Below are 19,557 nucleotides of genomic sequence, written 5' to 3' on the forward strand. Positions count from 1 at the left end.
TAGGTAAATATTAAGAATTTTGAAGTTGTTCAATTTCTTGTTCTGACATACTCTCTCTCCAGATTACAGCGCCTAATCCATTTAGTTTTTCGACTAGGTTTTCATAGCCACGGTCAACATGTTCAAGACCTGTTACTTCTGTAATCCCTTCTGCCATAAGACCCGCTACGACAAGAGCTGCTCCTGCACGAAGGTCACTTGCCCGAACCTTAGCGCCTTGTAATAAAGACGGTCCGTTCACAATTGCCGATCTACCTTCTACCTTTATCGAAGCATTCATTCTTCTAAGTTCATCAATATGCTTAAATCTTGCGCCATAAATCGTATCCGTTACGACGCCAGATCCTTGTGCTTTTGTTAATAGAGAAGTAAATGGTTGTTGTAGATCCGTTGGGAATCCAGGATAAACAAGTGTTTTGATGTCGACCATTTTTAATGTGTCGTTTCCTCTCACCAAAATCTTATCATCCTTTGTTTCGATGGACACGCCCATTTCACGAAGCTTCGCAATTAATGATTCTAAATGCAGTGGAATTACGTTATCAATGACAACCTCTTCACCCATGGCTGCACCTAAAATAAGGTATGTACCTGCTTCAATACGGTCTGGGATAATACTATGTCGACACCCTTGTAATGATTCTACACCATCGATACGAATGACATCTGTCCCAGCACCTTTAATTTTAGCTCCCATACTTGTTAATAGAGTGGCAACATCAATAATCTCAGGCTCTTTTGCCGCATTTTCAATGATTGTCCGACCTTTTGCTCTAACGGCAGCAAGCATAATATTAATGGTTGCACCTACACTGACCACGTCTAAATAAATTCTTGCCCCTTTTAATTCATCTGCACGTAAATAAATGGCGCCTTGTTCATTTGTCACTGTTGCCCCAAGTGCTTCAAAACCTTTGATATGTTGGTCAATCGGACGAGGTCCAAGGTGACATCCTCCCGGAAGGCCCACAACCGCTTTTCCAAAACGACCAAGCATAGCACCCATTAGATAATAAGAAGCACGTAACTTTTTCACTTTTCCATTTGGCAGTGGCATAGAGATCATTCTTGAAGGATCTACAATAATCTCACCTTCATTCACAGAAACCGTTCCACCAATCTCTTCTAACAAGTCAGCTAACGTTTGTACATCTGATATATTTGGTAATCCATCTATTATTACAGGAGATTCAGCCAAGATCGTTGCAGGAATTAGAGCTACTGCACTATTTTTTGCTCCACTCACTCTAACTGTCCCATTTAATTTGTTTCCACCTTCGATTTTTAGCTTTTCCATATAGAACTCCCTTCTATATTTTCTATGGCTCTGGACATATACTTAACCTATCATTTAACCCTTAGTTTACACGAAATTTTAAAAAATATGTAATCAAAAGGAAAAATTGCGACAAATTATCTACTTAGTCACTTTTTTCCAAACTACATACCATCATATCATGGTCTGGTTGAAGTGAATACAAAATTAAGTGCTTGAGATTAGTTGTTTATTTCCAGAAAGACCTGTTCGGACTTAACGTTTTGTATAGGTTTGGTGCTCTACATAAAAAAACAGCAGAAGCCAACGCTTCTACTGTGATGTATTAACGATTATTCCAGTCTGCTAGAAACTGCTCAATGCCTTTTTCAGTTAAAGGATGATTGAAAAGTTGCAGAATGACTTTTAGTGGTACGGTTGCAATATGAGCTCCTCGAAGAGCCGCTTCAGTAATATGTTGAGGATGACGAATAGAAGCCGCAATAATTTCGGTTGGAAGATTATGTACAATGAAGATTTCAGCAATCTTGCTAACAAGCTCTAAGCCATCATGACCGATATCATCAAGTCTACCTAGGAATGGAGATACATAGGTTGCTCCCGCTCTCGCTGCTAACAACGCTTGGTTTGCAGAGAAGATTAGCGTTACATTTGTCTTAATGCCTTCTTCACTAAATACCTTTACTGCCTTTAAACCGTCTGGAGTCATAGGTACCTTAATTGTGATGTTTGGCGCAATTTTTGCAAGCTCACGACCTTCTTTAATCATACCTTCTGCATCTAAGCTAATTACTTCTGCACTGACGGAACCAGATACTTCTGCCGTAATTTCACGAAGACGATCTTCAAAACTTACTCCCTTTTCCTTTGCAACAAGGGATGGATTCGTTGTAACACCTGAAAGAATACCTAACGCATTTGCTTCTTTAATCTCATCAATATTAGCTGTATCAATAAAGAATTTCATGTTTTTTCCCCCTTATTTAAATGATAGCAAAAACCGCCTATGGTAGGCGGTTTTCAGTTATGCGCGGTTAGATGAACCGAATTCTTTCATCTTTCCTTTAACTGTTTCTTTAATAGCATCGCGAGCTGGTCCTAAATATTTACGTGGATCGTACATGTTTGGATTTGCTTCTAGTACTTCACGAACTTTAGCAGCAGACGCAAGTTGGTTTTCAGTATTTACGTTAATTTTTGCCGTACCGAAAGAAATCGCTTTTTGAATATCCTTTGTTGGGATTCCTGTTCCACCATGAAGTACTAACGGAACGCCTGTTGCTTTCCCGATTTCTTCCATCTCTTTGAATCCAAGGTTTGGTTCACCTTTATAAGGTCCATGAACAGAACCAAGAGCTGGAGCTAGACAATCAATACCTGTGCGGTTCACAAGCTCTTCACATTCCTTAGGATCTGCATAGATTACGCCTTCAGCAATAACGTCGTCTTCTTGTCCACCTACAACACCAAGTTCAGCTTCTACTGAAACTCCGTGGAAATGAGCAAGTTCTACTACTTTTGTAGTTGTTTCAATATTTTCTTCAAATGGATGATGAGAAGCGTCAATCATTACTGACGTGAATCCAGCATGAATCGCTTTTGCACATGATTCAAAGCTTGAACCGTGGTCAAGATGAATGGCTACTGGTACTGTTACTTTGTATTCTTCCATTAAAGAATTTACAAGGCCAACAATTGTCTTGAAACCACCCATATATTTTGCAGCACCTTCTGAAACACCTAGAATTACAGGTGAATTTTCTTCTTGTGCAGCTTGCAGAATAGCTTGAGTAAATTCAAGGTTATTTAGGTTAAATTGACCTACTGCATATCCTTCTGCTTTTGCTTTTTCTAGCATTTCTTTCATTGAAACTAAAGGCATTATTTTGTCCTCCTTATGTATCCTACTACCTAAGCTTAATTATTCGATCTGGCCTATTTTTCTCATTTTCGAGGATAAATATGTAACAGGTTGAATGTTGAAGCTTAACTGTACATAGCATACCAACTATGAACAAAAGGCGCAAGCGCCCCGTTTAGCCCTAAAAAGCAAATAATTCCAGAGGGTAATTAGGGGTGTTCCCTATTTTCTCTCCCTGGACTATTTGCTAAAGGCTACAGCTATGTTCAACCGATTAAGAACGGATTGGCAAGTGCTTTTTAACAGCCTCTCTGATTTCATCAATATCAAATGGCTTTGCAAAATGAGTGATCGCACCAAGGTCTTTTGCTTCTTGAATCATATCTAGCTCACCATAAGCTGTCATAATGATTACACGAATTTCTTGGTCAACTGCCTTCATTCTTTTTAAGATTTCAATTCCGTCCATTCCAGGAATTTTCATATCTAACAGGACTAAGTCAGGAGAATGCTTATCGACAATTTCAAGTGCTTGATACCCATTAGCAGCTTGAAAGGTTTGGTATCCTTCTTTTTGAAAAACTTCATTTAACAGAATTCTAATTCCAAATTGATCATCAACAATAAGTATTTTTTCTTTCATTTGTTAACACTCCTAGTTAGTTTTTATCTATTAAGACCGATTTTTCGGTTCAAAGACAGTTACGAATACCTTGCTATTGCATGTAATTCTCTCTTCTTATCTAAATATCCTTTTTTCTGTCGAAATTAGTTTCCGACAAATTCCTACTAAATTCTATCTTTTTATGTTTTTTACATAGTTCGATATAATACATTTAACTATAAATGTAGAGGTGAGTTCATGTTAAAAATATTTTCGACACAGTTACAAGGTGTTTTTAAAAAGATAGAAGAAAAAGAAGAGTTTCATTTGGAAGAGGGAGCTCGTTTACTGTCTCAAGCGTTAGTAGGAGATGGCTCTGTATATGTGCATGGAATGGAAGAATTAAAAGCAGCTGAACTGACAGCTATTGCAGGACCTGAAAAACTAGAAGGATTTAAATCTTATGTTGAAAATGGAAAACCCGCTATGATCAAGCCCTTTGATCGGGTACTACTTTTTGCTCGCTATGCACATGATGAACAGGCGATTACCTTGATAAAATCCTTATCCGAACAAGGTGTATTGACGGTAGCTGTTTCAAGCATTGTGAATGAAGAAGAAGAAGGCTTACATCAATTGGCAGATGTTCATATTAACAGTTATCTAACCAAGGGTCTTATTCCTGATGAGGATGGTAGCCGATATGGATTACCAAGTACAATGGTTGCTATATATGCCTATTACGGATTAATGTTTACGATTAAAGAAATTTTAGCGGAGTATGACGAAGAGTAGACTGTCTTCCTGAAAATAATAAAAACCCTCTCCGAAAAAGGAAGAGGGTTTTGTTATAATCTTTATTTTTCGCTGTTCTGTAATGAAGCTTGTACGAAATCTCTAAATAATGGTTGTGGTCTAGTTGGTCTAGAGATAAACTCTGGGTGGAATTGTGATGCCACAAACCAAGGGTGATCTTTAATTTCAATGATTTCAACAAGGCGACCATCTGGACTTGTTCCTGAGAAAACAAAACCTGACTCTTCCATTTGTTGACGGAATTGATTGTTGAACTCATAACGGTGACGATGACGCTCATAAATCACTTCATCTTGGTAAGCTGTAAATGCCAATGTTTCTTCTTGTAGCTTACAAGGTTGTAGACCTAAACGAAGTGTACCACCTAAGTCTTCTACGTCTTTTTGTTCTGGTAGAAGGTCAATAATTGGGTACGGTGTATTAGGATCAATTTCTGCTGAATGCGCCCCACGTAAACCTAGAACATTTCGTGCATATTCAATGGAAGCAAGTTGCATCCCTAAGCAGATTCCAAGGAATGGCACCTTATTTTCACGAGCATATTGAATGGCAGCGATTTTCCCTTCAATTCCACGGTCCCCGAATCCACCTGGAACTAACACTCCATCCACGTCATTTAGTAACTCTTTTACATTTTCTGTGTTTACTTGTTCTGCATTGATCCACTTTACTTCAATATCACTATCAAACGTATAACCTGCATGGCGTAGAGCTTCTACTACTGAAATATATGCATCTTGAAGCTCAACATATTTTCCTACTAAGCCGATTTTTGTTTTCTTAGAAAGGTTCGTTACTTTCGTTACAAGTTCTTTCCACTCTGTCATATCCGCTTCGTTGCAGTTAAGTTTTAGGTGATCACACGTAATTTGGTCTAAACCTTGTGCTTGTAAAGATAATGGAACAGAGTATAGTGTGTCAGCATCAAGTGCTTCAATGACAGCTTTCGGATCGATATCACAGAATAGAGCAAGCTTGTCCTTCATATCTTGTGAAATTGGCATTTCTGAACGAACGACAATAACCGTTGGCTGAATCCCTAAGCTGCGAAGCTCTTTTACGCTGTGTTGAGTTGGCTTTGTTTTTAACTCACCCGCTGCTTTAATATAAGGAACTAATGTACAGTGAATGTACATAACATTATCGCGACCGATATCACTCTTGATTTGGCGAATGGCTTCTAGGAATGGAAGTGATTCAATATCCCCTACTGTTCCACCGATTTCAGTAATAACAACATCTGCATTTGTTTCTCTTCCCGCACGGAATACACGTTCTTTAATTTCGTTTGTAATATGAGGAATAACCTGAACTGTACCACCTAGGTAATCTCCACGTCTTTCCTTCTTCAGAACCGTTGAATAGATTTTACCTGTTGTCACGTTCGAGTATTTTGTTAGGTTAATATCAATAAAACGCTCATAGTGTCCTAAGTCTAGGTCCGTTTCTGCGCCATCATCCGTAACAAAAACCTCACCATGCTGATATGGACTCATTGTACCAGGATCGACATTTATATATGGATCAAACTTTTGAATCGTTACATTTAACCCTCTATTTTTTAATAGTCTCCCTAAAGAAGCGGCTGTGATTCCTTTTCCTAATGATGATACAACTCCACCTGTTACAAAAATATATTTTGTCATGTTGATCCCCCTTCTCTGTCTAACGGCACTTACTTAGTCGAAGTTCTATGTAAACAACTCTATTAATAAAATGCCTTAATTTTAGATTTTTAAAATAAAAAAAGCAAAAACTGCTACACCTTTTTGTAAAGGGAGCAATTTTTGCTTTTGTAATTAACGTGTTAAACGTCTGCTTTTCTAGAGCCCAAATATGATTTTATAGACAGGCCATTAAAAAGTCAAGAGGAGATTATTTGTTGTCATCTTCCTCATCATCGAAGTCATCTAGATCCTCATCTTCGTCGTCTAAATCTTCATCGTCATCGTCTAGATCATCTTCAAGATCTTCGTCTAAGTCGTAATCATCCTCATCTAGAAGATCATCATCTAAATCGTCGTCGTCATCATCGTCATCATCATCGTCGTCGTCATCTAGAAGATCTTCTTCTTCGTCTAGATCATCTAATTCATCATAATCTTCTTCATCGATTTCATCGAATCCGTCGATGTCTAGATCATCTTCATCATCTTCTGAAGCTTTACGCTTCTTCTTCGGCTTCGCTGCTGGAATGATTTCTTCCTCAATTTGATCATATGGATACCAACTTCTTAGTCCCCACTTGTTCTCTCCAACTGCAATAAAGCGTCCATCTATATTTAAGTCCGTATAAAATTGTGATATACGTTTTTGAGCCTCTTCTTCTGAAAGTTCTAGAAGCTTAACAATTTCTTTAAACAGATCACTAAAGACGATTGCTTGCTTGTTCCCTGAAATCATTATTTCATAAGCCAGCTCAATCATTGACAACTGCTTAATTTCTTCCTGTGAGTAATTCGCTAAACTCAAGTCATAGCACTCCCTTTCTCCATACCTCGTATACTTCCTCTAAAAGTCTATTATGTAGAATAAACCCTATAGCAAACATACTTTTCATTATAAACAAAAATATACCAATTATGCTATATATGTGTAACGTTTTTTTTCGACCGGTGCCTGTCACCACCCGAAATTTGTCGAATGGACGAAAAAATAAGAGGAGTTCACCAACTCCTCTTATGACCGTTGCTTATAGATTTACATATTTCTTCTGTATTGTCCGCCTACTTCGTAGAGGGCTCTTGTGATTTGGCCGAGACTTGCTACTTTGACGGTTTCTAGTAATTCTTCGAAGATGTTGCCGCCTGTAACTGCGACTTTCTTCAATTTATTTAATGCTTCTTCTACTTGGCCTTCATGTTGTTGATGGAAGGATGTAAGGTTTTTGATTTGTTGTTCTTTTTCTCCTTGTGAAGCACGGGCTAGCTCGATATTATCTAGGTCTTCATCGGATGGTGGGTTTGGATTTAGGTAGGTATTTACTCCGATGATTGGAAGCTCCCCAGAATGCTTTTTCATTTCGTAGTGCATGGATTCCTCTTGTATTTTTCCACGTTGGTATTGAGTCTCCATTGCTCCAAGCACGCCACCACGGTCGTTGATTCTTTCAAATTCTTGTAGCACAGCTTCTTCTACAAGGTCTGTTAATTCTTCAATAATAAAAGCACCTTGAAGTGGGTTTTCATTTTTAGTCAGGCCATGTTCTTTTGTGATGATCATTTGAATGGCCATTGCTCGGCGTACCGACTCTTCTGTTGGTGTCGTAATGGCTTCGTCGTACGCATTTGTGTGTAACGAATTACAGTTGTCATGGATTGCCATTAAAGCCTGTAACGTAGTACGAATGTCGTTAAAATCAATTTCTTGAGCATGTAGGGAACGACCGCTTGTTTGAACATGATACTTTAGCTTTTGGCTGCGCTCGTTTGCTCCATACTTTTCTCTCATAACTACTGCCCAAATTCTTCTTGCGACACGGCCAATCACCGTATATTCAGGGTCTAAACCATTACTAAAGAAGAATGATAGATTTGGTGCAAAATCATCAATATTCATTCCACGACTTAAATAGTATTCGACATAGGTAAATCCATTTGACAGAGTAAATGCTAATTGAGAAATCGGATTTGCGCCCGCTTCTGCAATATGATAGCCAGAAATAGAAACAGAATAGTAATTTCTTACTTTATGATCCGTGAAGTATTGCTGAATATCCCCCATCATTCTAAGTGCAAATTCCGTTGAGAAAATACACGTATTCTGCCCTTGGTCCTCTTTTAAAATATCAGCTTGAACGGTTCCACGAACGGTTTGCAATGTCCACTCTTTTACTTCTATATATTCTTCCACTGTTAAAATTCGACCAAGCTCTTTTTCACGTTTTTCGATCTGCTGGTGAATGGCCGTGTTAAAGAACATAGCTAATATAATAGGAGCTGGACCATTAATAGTCATGGATACAGAAGTAGAAGGTGCGCACAAATCAAAGCCGTCATACAGCTTTTTCATATCCTCTAGTGTACATATATTAACTCCACTTTCCCCGACTTTACCGTAAATATCAGGACGATAATCTGGGTCCTCTCCGTATAACGTTACAGAGTCAAAAGCCGTACTTAAGCGTTTAGCCGTATCATCTTTAGAGAGATAGTGGAAGCGACGGTTCGTTCTTTCTGGTGTCCCTTCACCTGCGAATTGACGTTTCGGATCTTCACCCTCGCGCTTAAATGGGAATACTCCTGCTGTATAAGGAAAGGCACCTGGAACGTTTTCTTTATAAATCCAACGTAGAATTTCACCATAATCTGCAAACTTCGGTAACACTACTTTTGGAATATCCAGTCCTGATAAACTCTTTGTCGTCAGTTTCGTCACGATTTCTTTATCACGAACTTTTGTAATATATTCTTTTCCAGAGTAACTTTCTCTTACCTTCGGCCATGTTTCAATTAGCTTTTTCGATTCTGGTGACAGCTTGAACTCGAATTTTTCACGAGCTTCTTTTAAAGCAAGGACAGTTTGTTCTTGACCTTCTAGTGCTTCAATAGCCCCATCTAGTTGGAAAAGCTTTCGTGCCGCTTCTACCTGCTCTTCAGATTTTTTATGATAGTTTCGAACAGCATCAGCAATTTCACGTAAGTAATAACGACGATTGTTTGGGATAATGACGTTTTGCTTTTCTACTACATTATCTTTTGAAAAAGTGGAACTCCATTGCTTTTCGCATTTTTGATTAATCACTTCGACTAACGCAGCGAATAGGGAGTTCGTTCCTTTATCATTAAACTGACTTGCAATGGTGCCATAAACCGGCATTTCCGAAAGGTCTGTTTCAAACAGCATATGACTGCGCTGATACTGCTTCTGAACCTGACTCTTTGCATCCTCTGAGCCTTTTCGCTCAAATTTATTAATGACAATGAGGTCTGCATAATCAATCATATCAATCTTTTCAAGCTGTGAAGGAGCACCAAACTCACTTGTCATCACATACATGGATACATCACAGATCTCCGTAATTTCTGCATCACCCTGACCAATTCCACTCGTTTCAACGATGATTAAGTCAAAATTTGCAGCTTTTACAACGGAGATGGCATCTTTAATGGCTAATGAAAGCTCGGACTTTGATCCACGTGTCGCTAAGCTTCGCATGAAAACTCTTGGATTAAAGATTGCGTTCATACGAATTCGGTCACCTAATAGCGCTCCGCCCGTTTTTTGCTTAGTTGGATCAACGGATAGGACTGCAATTTTTATTTCTGGTATTTCATTTAAGAAGCGTCGAACTAGCTCGTCAGTTAATGAACTTTTTCCTGCTCCCCCAGTTCCGGTAATTCCAAGGACCGGTACATTTTGCTCAAGCTCTTTTACTTTTTCTAGTACAGCCTGTGCGTCTGGTTGTTTTGTTTCTGCACTCACTTGGCTCTCTGCTATTGTAATAAGTCTAGTAATTGCTTGAGTGTTTCCCTCTTGTAAGCCCTCTAGTTCATTTTCAATAGAGGTGACCGTCGGAAAATCACACTCCTCTATCATCTGGTTAATCATTCCTTGTAAACCATGCTTTCTCCCATCTTCCGGTGAGAAGATACGAGCAATCCCGTAATCGTGAAGTTCCTTGATTTCTCTTGGAATGATTACACCTCCGCCACCGCCGTAGATTCGGATATGGGAAGCATTTCGTTCTTTCAACAAGTCATACATGTACTTAAAGTATTCTACATGTCCTCCTTGGTAGGATGAGATGGCAATTCCTTGAACATCCTCTTGAATGGCTGCTGTTACTACTTCTTCTACCGAGCGATTATGGCCAAGATGGATGACCTCTCCGCCAGTAGATTGAATGATTCTACGCATGATATTTATGGAAGCATCATGTCCATCAAATAGACTTGATGCGGTAACAAAACGTATATGGTGTTTAGGTTTATAAATTTGGACCATCATGAAACCTCCTATTGCTATTTTGAGCGAATACCTTCTAGCAAATTGTGAATTTGTAGTTCTGTATATTCTTCCAATGTATATAGCCCTTGTAGCACCCATCTTCTAAATCCCCACATTTGTCCTTGAACAAATATATTGTGAGAGATGAGTTTTCTTTCGTGATCGGTCAGGCTAATTTCCCCATTTTTTACACAGCTAGATAAAATAGATTCAAACATCTCCACCATTTCTAGCTCTTTTTTTAGGACATACGGAAGCGCGTCTTTTGTAAGGGACTTCGCTTCTTGGTACATGACGAGTACTTCGTCCTGCATTTCATCCATTACGATAAAATAGTTAGAGATTGCTTTTTTTAGGTTGTCGATGTTTCCTTGGTTAGGGTCGATGTCCTGGTTAAGCCGTTCACGGACTTGATCGTAAATACGATCACAAACGAGGTACAGAACATCTTCTTTTTTTCTTATATATTCATAGAGGGTTCCAATGCTAAACCCGGCTGCTTTGGCAATTTCTCTCGTTGTCGTGCGGTGGAAGCCCTTTTCTTTAAATAAGGAAACAGCACCTGTAATCATTTGATTTCTTCTAATCTCGACTAAACGTTCATCTTTCACAGATGCATGAACGTTCTGTTTCATCCTTCTCACCGCCTGTACTAGAGTTCATTGTGTTTAGTTGTTTTTAAAAGATTCTCGTTATTATTTTGCGAGCATTCTTGAAATAACGAGACGTTGAATTTCTTGTGTTCCTTCGTAAATTTGCGTAATTTTAGCATCACGCATAAAACGTTCAACCGGATAATCCTTTGTATAGCCATAGCCTCCGAATACTTGAACGGCTTCTGTCGTTACCTTCATCGCTGTATCTCCAGCGAATAGCTTAGACATAGCAGATTCTTTCCCGTAAGGAAGTCCTTGTGATTCTAGCCAAGCAGCTTGATAGGTTAATAGTCTTGCCGCTTCAATGCTTGTAGCCATATCCGCAAGCTTAAAAGCAATACCTTGTTGTTCAATTATTGGCTTACCAAATTGCTTACGCTCTTTTGCGTATTCTACTGCTGCATCGAGTGCACCTTGGGCAATCCCAACAGCTTGAGCTGCAATACCGTTACGGCCACCATCAAGCGTCATCATCGCCACCTTAAATCCTTGACCTACTTCACCAAGGATGTTTTCAGCTGGTACACGACAATCCTCAAAAATGATCTCCGTAGTAGGAGATGAACGAATTCCTAGTTTAGCTTCCTTTTTCCCAACCGAGAAACCTGGGAAATCTTTCTCCACGATAAATGCAGTCGTTCCACGAGTTCCTTGCTCAGGGTTAGTCACGGCAAACACCACGTAGAAATCAGCTACTCCACCGTTTGTGATAAAGATCTTAGAGCCGTTAATAATATAATCGTCTCCATCTTTTTTGGCATACGTTCTCATGCCACCCGCATCCGATCCAGAAGAAGGCTCCGTTAAACCATAAGCCCCAATAGACGCTCCTTCAGCCATAGGACGAAGATACTTTTGCTTCTGCTCCTCCGTACCAAACTTAAACAACGGCCAACCAGCCAATGAAGTATGTGCCGACAACGTCACCCCAGTAGACGCACACACACGCGATAACTCTTCCACAGCAATCACATACGCTAAATAATCACTGCCAATTCCACCGTACTGCTCTGGCCAAGGAATCCCAGTTAACCCAAGCTCCGCCATCTTATCAAAAATCTCGCGATCAAATCGCTCCTCCTCATCACGCTCAGCAGCAGTCGGAGCCACCTCATTCTTCGCAAAATCACGAACCATCTTTCTAATCATTTCATGCTCTTCTGTAAGTCTAAATTGCATATTGTTTCTCCTCCTTGAGTTAGTAGTTCTTTATCACTTTAAAGCACCGGGGGCCAGGCCCCCACTGCGTTAATACGTCACAGTGTTCTATAGATTTTTACTTATAACAATCCGTTGTATCTCACTTGTTCCTTCATAAATCTCACAGATTTTCGCATCTCGGAAGAAACGTTCAACTGGATAATCTTTTGTGTAACCATAACCACCGAATACTTGAATGGCCTCAGTCGTTACTTCTACCGCTGCTCTTGAAGCAAAGAGTTTTGCCATGGAAGATTCCATTGTGCATGACTTCCCTTGCATTCGTAGCTCTGCAGCTCGGTAGATTAGTAGTTTGGCAGCTTCCACACTTGTCGCCATATCTGCAAGCTTGAAGGCAATCCCTTGTTGTTCAATAATTGGTTTCCCAAACTGCTTTCTCTGCTTCGCATATTCAGTGGCATGCTCTAAAGCCGCTTCTGCGATACCTAGTGCCTGGGCTGCTATACCAATTCTCCCTACATCAAGGTTAGCCATTGCAACTTTAAATCCTTCTCCCTCTTGACCAAGGAGATTACCTTTTGGCACCTTCGCGTTTTCAAAGATTAATTCAACTGTTCGTGATCCATGGAGCCCCATTTTATGTTCATCTTTACCAATTAATAGACCAGGTGTGTCCTTTTCTACTATAAAGGCAGAAACTCCTTTACTTCCTGGAATTTCAGGGTTGGTTCTAGCAAACACGATATACGTATCCGCTTCTCCTCCGTTTGTAATGAACACTTTTGAACCATTAAGGATATAGTTATCCCCCTCTTTTATGGCTCTAGTCTTTAAACTCGCTGCGTCCGATCCTGAGCTTGGCTCCGTTAAAGCAAATGCACCCAAATATTCACCTGAAGCAAGCTTAGGTACATATTTCTGCTTTTGTTCTTCGGAACCGAAATATAAAATTGGATTCGTTCCCACTGAGGTGTGAACTGATAGAATAACTCCCACGGTAGCACTAACCTTAGAAATTTCGTGGATGGCTAAGATATATGAAATAAAATCCATCTCTGCTCCTCCATACTTCTCAGGCACCGGGATTGCCATCAATCCAAGCTCACCCATCTTCTTTAAAACGGGACGTGGAAACTCACCAGCTTCCATCCTTTCTACATAAGGAGCAATCTCTCCTTCTGCAAAATCCCGTACCATCTTCCTCATCATTTCTTGCTCTTCAGTGAAAAGTAAATTCATGTTGCACGCCTCCCTTTAGGACACTACCGTAACGGGGGCCTGGCCCCCACTCCATTAAAGTGTTAAAGCAGTTAATTTATTCGTACGTGTAGAAACCTCTTCCCGTCTTCTTTCCTAACCAACCGGCTTTTACGTATTTACGTAGAAGTGGACATGGTCTGTATTTGTCATCACCAAATCCATCGTGAAGTGTCTCCATAATGTATAAGCAAGTATCTAGACCAATAAAGTCCGCTAATGTAAGTGGGCCCATTGGATGATTCATACCAAGCTTCATGACTTCATCAATGGCTTCTACTGATGCCACGCCTTCATAAAGGGTATATATTGCTTCATTAATCATCGGCATGAGAATTCTATTTGAAACAAAACCAGGGAAGTCATTCACTTCAACTGGTACTTTATTTAGTTTTTTTGTGATTTCTTCAATGGCTTCATAAACTTCGTTTGCAGTAGCCAGCCCTCTAATTATTTCTACTAACTTCATGACAGGTACAGGGTTCATAAAATGCATGCCAATAACCTGTTCAGGTCTGTTCGTTGCTGCGGCGATTTCTGTAATCGGTAAGGAGGAGGTATTAGTAGCCAAGATTGCATGCTGAGGTGCCAATTGATCTAGCTCAGCAAACAGCTTTGTTTTGATTTCCATGTTTTCCACAGCTGCCTCAATTACTAAATCAACGTTTCGAGCATTAGTCAGATCCGTTGAACTACTAATGCGATCTACGATTGAACCTTTTTCATCCTCGGTTAATCTACCCTTCTCCACTTGGCGAGTAAGGTTTTTCTGGATGACACCAAGTCCCTTCTCTACAAAATCTATTTTCAGGTCATGTAGAATGACGTCATAACCAGCCATCGCACAAACTTGTGCAATTCCTGATCCCATCTGTCCTGCACCTATTACCATGATTCTTTGAACGTTCATCATTTTCTACGCCTCCTTATGTAAATGAATAACTTTATATCATATATGCGCATTTGCTTTAGCCTATTAACGTGTTGGGGGACAGACCCCCATCCCTTTAACGCATTACCGTGCCGGGGGACAGGCCCCCGATGCTTTACCGCGTTACTTTGCTACTTCGATCATGATTGCGTCGCCTTGGCCTCCGCCGCTGCAGATGGAGGCGATGCCGATGCCGCCGCCTCTTCTTTTCAGTTCGTGGGCGAGGGTGATGATGATTCTTGCACCACTTGCACCGATTGGGTGTCCTAGGGCGACAGCACCTCCGTTGACGTTAACTTTGGCTGGGTCTAAGCTTGCGATTTCTTTGCTTGCAAGAGCTACTGCTGCGAAGGCTTCGTTGACTTCGAACAGGTTAATTTCCTCGAGCGTCTTGCCTGTTTTCTTTAACAGTTCGTTAATGACAAGACCTGGTGTTTTAGGGAAGTCCTTTGCTTCCACTGCTATTGCCGTATGACCTAGTATGGTTGCGAGTGGAGTTCTACCTTCACGTTCGGCCCTTTCTTCACTCATTAAGACAAGTGCTGCTGCTCCGTCATTGATTCCTGGTGCGTTTCCAGCGGTAATGGTACCTTCTGTACCGAACACTGGCTTGAGTTTACCTAGAGCTTCCAATGAAGTTTCTTTTCTTGGAGCTTCGTCCTTGTTAATTTCCAAAGGCTCTCCCTTTCGAACGGGTACCGTTACTGGAACAATTTCTTCTGCCAATTTTCCAGATTCGATTGCCAGTAAAGCGCGCTGATGACTTTGATAGGCCCATGCATCTTGGTCTTCACGAGAAAGCTCCATTTCCTTCGCTACACCATTTCCGTATTCACCCATGTGTACACCTTCAAACGAACAGGTTAATCCGTCATAGACCATTAGATCCGTCACAGCGGCATCTCCCATGCGAAGCCCAAAACGAGCTTTCGGTAGGATATACGGAGCATTGCTCATCGACTCCATCCCTCCAGCAACGATGACTTCTTCATCGCCTACTCGAATCATCTGATCTGCTAACGTCACACTACGCATGCCAGAAGCGCACACTTTATTAATCGTTTCTGTTTTTACATTCCAAGGTAAGCCGGCGTGTCTAGATGCCTGTCGGGAAGGAAGCTGACCTTGTCCGCCTTGTAATACAGATCCTAAAATCACTTCCTGTACGTCTTCTAGATTAACGTTTGCTCGATTCAATGCTTCCTTTACAACAAAACCACCCAGTTCTGCTGCAGAAAATGAACTAAGACCGCCACCAAATTTTCCAAAAGGTGTACGTACTCCACTTAGAATGACTGTTCTCCCCATTTGCTCTCCCCCATTTAACTTTTCTATAGAATTTATTTTGAGACACCAGTTTCTCCCAAAACAACGGTAAACGCTTACACAAACTACTAAAACAAAAAAGTCATATCCTATCTACCCAGAACTATTTAAGTCGACTGAACGCTCGCTCAGGCATTTCCCAAAAAAGGGGTGTACGCAGATCGTACACCTCTTATATATATTCCTAGATTGCTAGACTTAGACTAAAATTTAAGAAGCTAATTCCTTCACTTCACCGACTACAGCCTTCTCTAAAATCTCAACAACATCAAGAGTCTGAACGGTTTCTTCTACTTCCTTCGCTTTTGTTCCATCACTGATCATCGTTAAGCAGTATGGACATCCACTACTAATGACGGAAGGATTTACAGCTAATGCTTGCTCTGTACGGGCTACGTTAATACGCGTTCCTGAATGCTCTTCCATCCACATTAAGCCTCCACCAGCTCCACAGCACATACCCGTTTCACGGTTACGCTCCATTTCCACTAGCTTCACCCCTGGAATGGACTTTAAGATTTCACGAGGCGGATCATATACTTCGTTGTAACGCCCTAAGTAACAAGAATCATGGAACGTGATTGTTTCGTTCACCTCATACTGCGGCTTTAAACGTCCCTCTTTTACAAGCTGTGCTAATAGCTCAGTATGGTGATACACCTCTGCTTGTAATCCAAAATCTGGATACTCGTTCTTAAAGATATTATAAGCATGAGGATCGATTGTGACAATCTTTTTAACTTCATTTTTATCAAACTCTTCAATATTTTTCGTCGCAAGTTCTTGGAATAAAAATTCATTTCCTAAACGGCGAGGCGTATCTCCAGAGTTCTTTTCCTTATTTCCTAAAATCGCAAACTTCACACCCGCTTCATTTAAAAGCTTTGCAAAAGATAGCGCGATTTTTTGACTACGGTTATCGTATGAACCCATCGATCCAACCCAGAATAAGTATTCGAACTCTTCACCTTGCTTACTTAGTTCTTTCACAGTTGGAATGACTACATCTTCACGAGCGTCTCTCCAATCTTCACGCTCTTTGCGATTTAAGCCCCATGGGTTACCCTGACGTTCAATGTTCGTCATTGCACGCTGAGCATCTGCATCCATTTTCCCTTCTGTTAATACTAAATAACGACGAAGGTCAATAATCTTATCAACATGCTCGTTCATAACTGGACATTGATCTTCACAGTTACGACAGGTCGTACAGGCCCAAATCTCTTCTTCTGTAATGACCTCACCGATCAGGCTCGGGCTATACATATCAAGCGCACTTGCAGACTCTTCTACCCCTTTACCAGAAGCCATCATAGCTAATTGGTTACCTTGCGTATTCGAGAATGCTACTGCAGGTACCCAAGGTGATTTTTGTGTCACCACAGCACCTGTATTCGTTAAATGGTCACGTAATTTTAAAATTAAATCCATTGGTGAAAGCATTTTTCCCGTACCAGTTGCCGGACACATATTTGTACAGCGTCCACATTCCACACAGGCATATAAATCAATTAATTGTGATTGAGTAAATTCTTCAATTTTCCCAACTCCAAATGATTCCTTCGTTTCATCTTCAAAATCAATTTTCTCAAGCTTACCTGGTTTTGATAAGCGGTTAAAAAATACGTTAGCAGGTCCTGCGATTAAATGAGCGTGCTTGGATTGTGGTACATACACCAAGAAAGTTAGTAAGAATAAAAGGTGAATCCACCATGCAATATAAAACACAACTATCGATGCTGTTTTTCCAATTCCACCTAATAAAAAGGCAAATCCTGAAGCAATTGGCTCACTCCATGTTAGATCATGTTCATGCCAGACAAGTCCCATTCCATTTCCTAAAAGAACAGAAATCATTAGTCCACCGATAAAAAGAAGGACTAAGCCTGATTTAAAGCCTCGCTTTAATCGAACAAGCTTTTCCACATAACGACGGTGAAATGCCCATACAACTGCTACTAAAATCATGAACGTTACAATCTCTTGGAAGAAAGTGAATGCAGGATACAATGGCCCTAACGGTAAATGTGAACCTGGTGATATTCCCTTCACAATGAAATCAATCGCTCCAAATTGGACAAGGATAAATCCGTAAAAGAACATCACATGTATAATTCCACTTTTCTTATCCTTTAAAAGCTTTTTCTGCCCAAATACATTGACCCAGATTTTTTCCATACGTTCTTTAAACTTTCCATCGAACTCCACTTTTCTACCTAATTTAATGTAGGCTAGGCGTGTCCGAATTAAATAAACAAACAAGTGTACAGCGTAAGCGGTTACAGCAAGGAAAGCAATTAAATTTACCCACAATAGTCCACTCATAGGATGACCCCTTTCTCTGTCTTATTCTTAGTCATTGCCAGAAGCGTATTAATTTTCAGACTACTAAACTCTTATCTCTATTATAATATGAATGAGCATTCAGTCAATATGCTTTTATTTGTAAATGAATCAATTCTTTACTTTAGGTGAAACTAACATTCAGCGTTCATTACTCATATGACTAGGGAGGGCATAGTAATGGAACTTATCCTGCTCGCTATTTTCATTATATTATTATGGGTTGCGATTGATTACAGGCTTGGCCGTTTTTATCATATAAAAAGAGTAAGTAAGCCAGAATTTCCTCTTAGAAAAAGCAATCTTACTTTATTTACAAAAGGGCAGGAGTTATATGATGATCTTTACAAAAAAATTAGTGAAGCGAATCATCATATTCACATCCTTTTCTATATTGTTAAGAATGATTATGTCAGTCAGCGTTTTCTCGACTTACTTATGAAAAAAGCGCAGGAAGGAGTCGAAGTGAGGCTTTTATTAGATAGAATTGGAAGCAAAAATATTACGAAGAAGCAAAAAAAGGACCTAAAAGAGAATGGAGTTCTTTTTTCTTTTTGTCACATACCGAAACTACCCTTTTTATTTTATTCAATTAATGAGCGAAATCATCGTAAGATCACCGTAATTGATGGGAAAATCGGGTATTTAGGCGGGTTCAACATTGGCAAAGAGTATATTGGATTAGATCCAAAGCTCGGTGAATGGCGAGACTATCATTTAAGAATCGAAGGAGAAGGGGTACAAGACCTTCAAAAGCAGTTCATTTATGACTGGGATGATGCCACTAATGATGTGATTCCGACCAACTCTTCCTACTATCCAAGCCCACTTGCTGGGAAACTTCTTCATAAAATTGTGCCTACCAATGCTGTTTATCTAGAGCAAATTTTTATCGACCTGATTAAACAGGCAAAAAGCGAAATTACAATTGGAACGCCTTATTTTATTCCTAGTCCTGCCTTATTTCAGGAAGTTCTAAATGCTTCTAAACGAGGGGTTCATGTAAATATCATTGTTCCTTTAAAGGCCGATCACCCTTTAGTCAGAGAAGCTGCATTTCCTTATTTTAAACCGTTACTGCAAGCAGGCTGCAAAGTATATCGGTATTATGCTGGTTTTTTTCATGCAAAAATTATCGTGGTCGACGAAGAAGTTTGCGATATCGGAACGGCTAATTTTGATAAACGCAGTCTTTATTTAAATCATGAAATCAATTGTTTTATATACGACACTGAATTTGTGAAAGACGTCAAACAAAAGCTATTGCACGATATTGAATTCTCGGAAGAAGTGACGCTGGAATTTCTGGATAACCGTTCTTTCCTTCAACGAGGAAAAGAAGCCTTTTCTACACTTGTTTCGGGATTATTATAAGGG

15 protein-coding genes are annotated in these 19,557 nt (G+C 40.0%); 2 read left to right on the top strand and 13 right to left on the bottom strand.

The features are described 5' to 3' along the window. Nucleotides 1–10: 10 nt before the first annotated feature. The 4 genes from LT143_RS16000 to LT143_RS16015 form a co-directional block, all read right to left on the bottom strand. Complete coding sequence (locus LT143_RS16000) at nucleotides 11–1,297, bottom strand: UDP-N-acetylglucosamine 1-carboxyvinyltransferase (RefSeq protein ID WP_246944498.1); 1,287 nt, start codon at nucleotides 1,295–1,297, stop codon at nucleotides 11–13. Nucleotides 1,298–1,601: 304 nt separating this feature from the next. Continuing rightward, complete coding sequence (fsa, locus tag LT143_RS16005) at nucleotides 1,602–2,243, bottom strand: fructose-6-phosphate aldolase (protein WP_246944499.1); 642 nt, start codon at nucleotides 2,241–2,243, stop codon at nucleotides 1,602–1,604. Between the two features lie 57 nt (nucleotides 2,244–2,300). Further along, on the bottom strand, nucleotides 2,301–3,158 hold the full coding sequence (locus tag LT143_RS16010; protein WP_246944500.1) for a class II fructose-bisphosphate aldolase: 858 nt from the start codon (nucleotides 3,156–3,158) through the stop codon (nucleotides 2,301–2,303). Between the two features lie 253 nt (nucleotides 3,159–3,411). Next, nucleotides 3,412–3,780, bottom strand: a complete 369-nt coding sequence (locus LT143_RS16015) for a response regulator (protein ID WP_246944502.1) — start codon at nucleotides 3,778–3,780, stop codon at nucleotides 3,412–3,414. Between the two features lie 219 nt (nucleotides 3,781–3,999). Here LT143_RS16015 and LT143_RS16020 point away from each other — a divergent pair, with 219 nt between their 5' ends. After that, a complete protein-coding gene (locus LT143_RS16020) occupies nucleotides 4,000–4,536 on the top strand; it encodes a DUF2529 family protein (protein ID WP_246944504.1) in 537 nt (178 codons plus the stop codon). A gap of 62 nt (nucleotides 4,537–4,598) precedes the next feature. On the opposite strand, the gene LT143_RS16025 is transcribed toward LT143_RS16020, so the two are convergent. The 9 genes from LT143_RS16025 to LT143_RS16065 form a co-directional block, all read right to left on the bottom strand. Further along, a complete protein-coding gene (locus LT143_RS16025) occupies nucleotides 4,599–6,203 on the bottom strand; it encodes a CTP synthase (RefSeq protein ID WP_246944506.1) in 1,605 nt (534 codons plus the stop codon). A 229-nt stretch (nucleotides 6,204–6,432) separates the two neighbouring features. Further along, the gene (gene rpoE, locus LT143_RS16030) at nucleotides 6,433–7,029 is read right to left on the bottom strand and encodes a DNA-directed RNA polymerase subunit delta (protein ID WP_272495830.1); all 597 of its coding nucleotides are present in this window, start codon (nucleotides 7,027–7,029) and stop codon (nucleotides 6,433–6,435) included. A 228-nt stretch (nucleotides 7,030–7,257) separates the two neighbouring features. Next, entirely contained in the window at nucleotides 7,258–10,503 is a 3,246-nt protein-coding gene (gene icmF / locus LT143_RS16035) for a fused isobutyryl-CoA mutase/GTPase IcmF (RefSeq protein WP_246944509.1), read from the bottom strand. Between the two features lie 17 nt (nucleotides 10,504–10,520). Next, the gene (locus tag LT143_RS16040; protein WP_246944511.1) at nucleotides 10,521–11,141 is read right to left on the bottom strand and encodes a TetR/AcrR family transcriptional regulator; all 621 of its coding nucleotides are present in this window, start codon (nucleotides 11,139–11,141) and stop codon (nucleotides 10,521–10,523) included. Between the two features lie 60 nt (nucleotides 11,142–11,201). Next, on the bottom strand, nucleotides 11,202–12,341 hold the full coding sequence (locus LT143_RS16045) for an acyl-CoA dehydrogenase (RefSeq protein WP_246944513.1): 1,140 nt from the start codon (nucleotides 12,339–12,341) through the stop codon (nucleotides 11,202–11,204). 87 nt (nucleotides 12,342–12,428) lie between these two features. Then, nucleotides 12,429–13,562, bottom strand: a complete 1,134-nt coding sequence (locus LT143_RS16050; protein ID WP_246944516.1) for an acyl-CoA dehydrogenase — start codon at nucleotides 13,560–13,562, stop codon at nucleotides 12,429–12,431. Nucleotides 13,563–13,638: 76 nt separating this feature from the next. Then, nucleotides 13,639–14,490 carry a 3-hydroxybutyryl-CoA dehydrogenase gene (locus tag LT143_RS16055; RefSeq protein ID WP_246944560.1) on the bottom strand — a complete coding sequence of 284 codons (852 nt, stop codon included), beginning with the start codon at nucleotides 14,488–14,490 and terminating at the stop codon, nucleotides 13,639–13,641. A 144-nt stretch (nucleotides 14,491–14,634) separates the two neighbouring features. Continuing rightward, the gene (locus LT143_RS16060; protein WP_246944519.1) at nucleotides 14,635–15,819 is read right to left on the bottom strand and encodes an acetyl-CoA C-acetyltransferase; all 1,185 of its coding nucleotides are present in this window, start codon (nucleotides 15,817–15,819) and stop codon (nucleotides 14,635–14,637) included. Between the two features lie 228 nt (nucleotides 15,820–16,047). Continuing rightward, entirely contained in the window at nucleotides 16,048–18,162 is a 2,115-nt protein-coding gene (locus tag LT143_RS16065) for a (Fe-S)-binding protein (protein ID WP_246944522.1), read from the bottom strand. 198 nt (nucleotides 18,163–18,360) lie between these two features. Here LT143_RS16065 and cls point away from each other — a divergent pair, with 198 nt between their 5' ends. Further along, nucleotides 18,361–19,554 (top strand): cardiolipin synthase, encoded by a 1,194-nt coding sequence (cls, locus tag LT143_RS16070; RefSeq protein WP_246944525.1) that lies wholly within the window; start codon nucleotides 18,361–18,363, stop codon nucleotides 19,552–19,554. Nucleotides 19,555–19,557 lie beyond the last annotated feature (3 nt).

It is taken from the genome of Bacillus pinisoli (assembly GCF_023036475.1).
Classification (GTDB): Bacteria; Bacillota; Bacilli; order Bacillales; family SA4; genus Bacillus_BS; species Bacillus_BS pinisoli.

Bases quoted from the DNA above. Each gene is read 5' to 3' on its own strand.
- LT143_RS16065 (WP_246944522.1), bottom strand. From the start codon at position 18,162: ATGAGTGGACTATTGTGGGTAAATTTAATTGCTTTCCTTGCTGTAACC.
- LT143_RS16055 (WP_246944560.1), bottom strand. From the start codon at position 14,490: ATGAACGTTCAAAGAATCATGGTAATAGGTGCAGGACAGATGGGATCA.
- LT143_RS16000 (WP_246944498.1), bottom strand. From the start codon at position 1,297: ATGGAAAAGCTAAAAATCGAAGGTGGAAACAAATTAAATGGGACAGTT.
- fsa (WP_246944499.1), bottom strand. From the start codon at position 2,243: ATGAAATTCTTTATTGATACAGCTAATATTGATGAGATTAAAGAAGCA.
- LT143_RS16025 (WP_246944506.1), bottom strand. From the start codon at position 6,203: ATGACAAAATATATTTTTGTAACAGGTGGAGTTGTATCATCATTAGGA.
- LT143_RS16050 (WP_246944516.1), bottom strand. From the start codon at position 13,562: ATGAATTTACTTTTCACTGAAGAGCAAGAAATGATGAGGAAGATGGTA.
- LT143_RS16045 (WP_246944513.1), bottom strand. From the start codon at position 12,341: ATGCAATTTAGACTTACAGAAGAGCATGAAATGATTAGAAAGATGGTT.
- cls (WP_246944525.1), top strand. From the start codon at position 18,361: ATGGAACTTATCCTGCTCGCTATTTTCATTATATTATTATGGGTTGCG.
- LT143_RS16020 (WP_246944504.1), top strand. From the start codon at position 4,000: ATGTTAAAAATATTTTCGACACAGTTACAAGGTGTTTTTAAAAAGATA.
- icmF (WP_246944509.1), bottom strand. From the start codon at position 10,503: ATGGTCCAAATTTATAAACCTAAACACCATATACGTTTTGTTACCGCA.
- LT143_RS16060 (WP_246944519.1), bottom strand. From the start codon at position 15,819: ATGGGGAGAACAGTCATTCTAAGTGGAGTACGTACACCTTTTGGAAAA.
- LT143_RS16015 (WP_246944502.1), bottom strand. From the start codon at position 3,780: ATGAAAGAAAAAATACTTATTGTTGATGATCAATTTGGAATTAGAATT.
- LT143_RS16040 (WP_246944511.1), bottom strand. From the start codon at position 11,141: ATGAAACAGAACGTTCATGCATCTGTGAAAGATGAACGTTTAGTCGAG.
- LT143_RS16010 (WP_246944500.1), bottom strand. From the start codon at position 3,158: ATGCCTTTAGTTTCAATGAAAGAAATGCTAGAAAAAGCAAAAGCAGAA.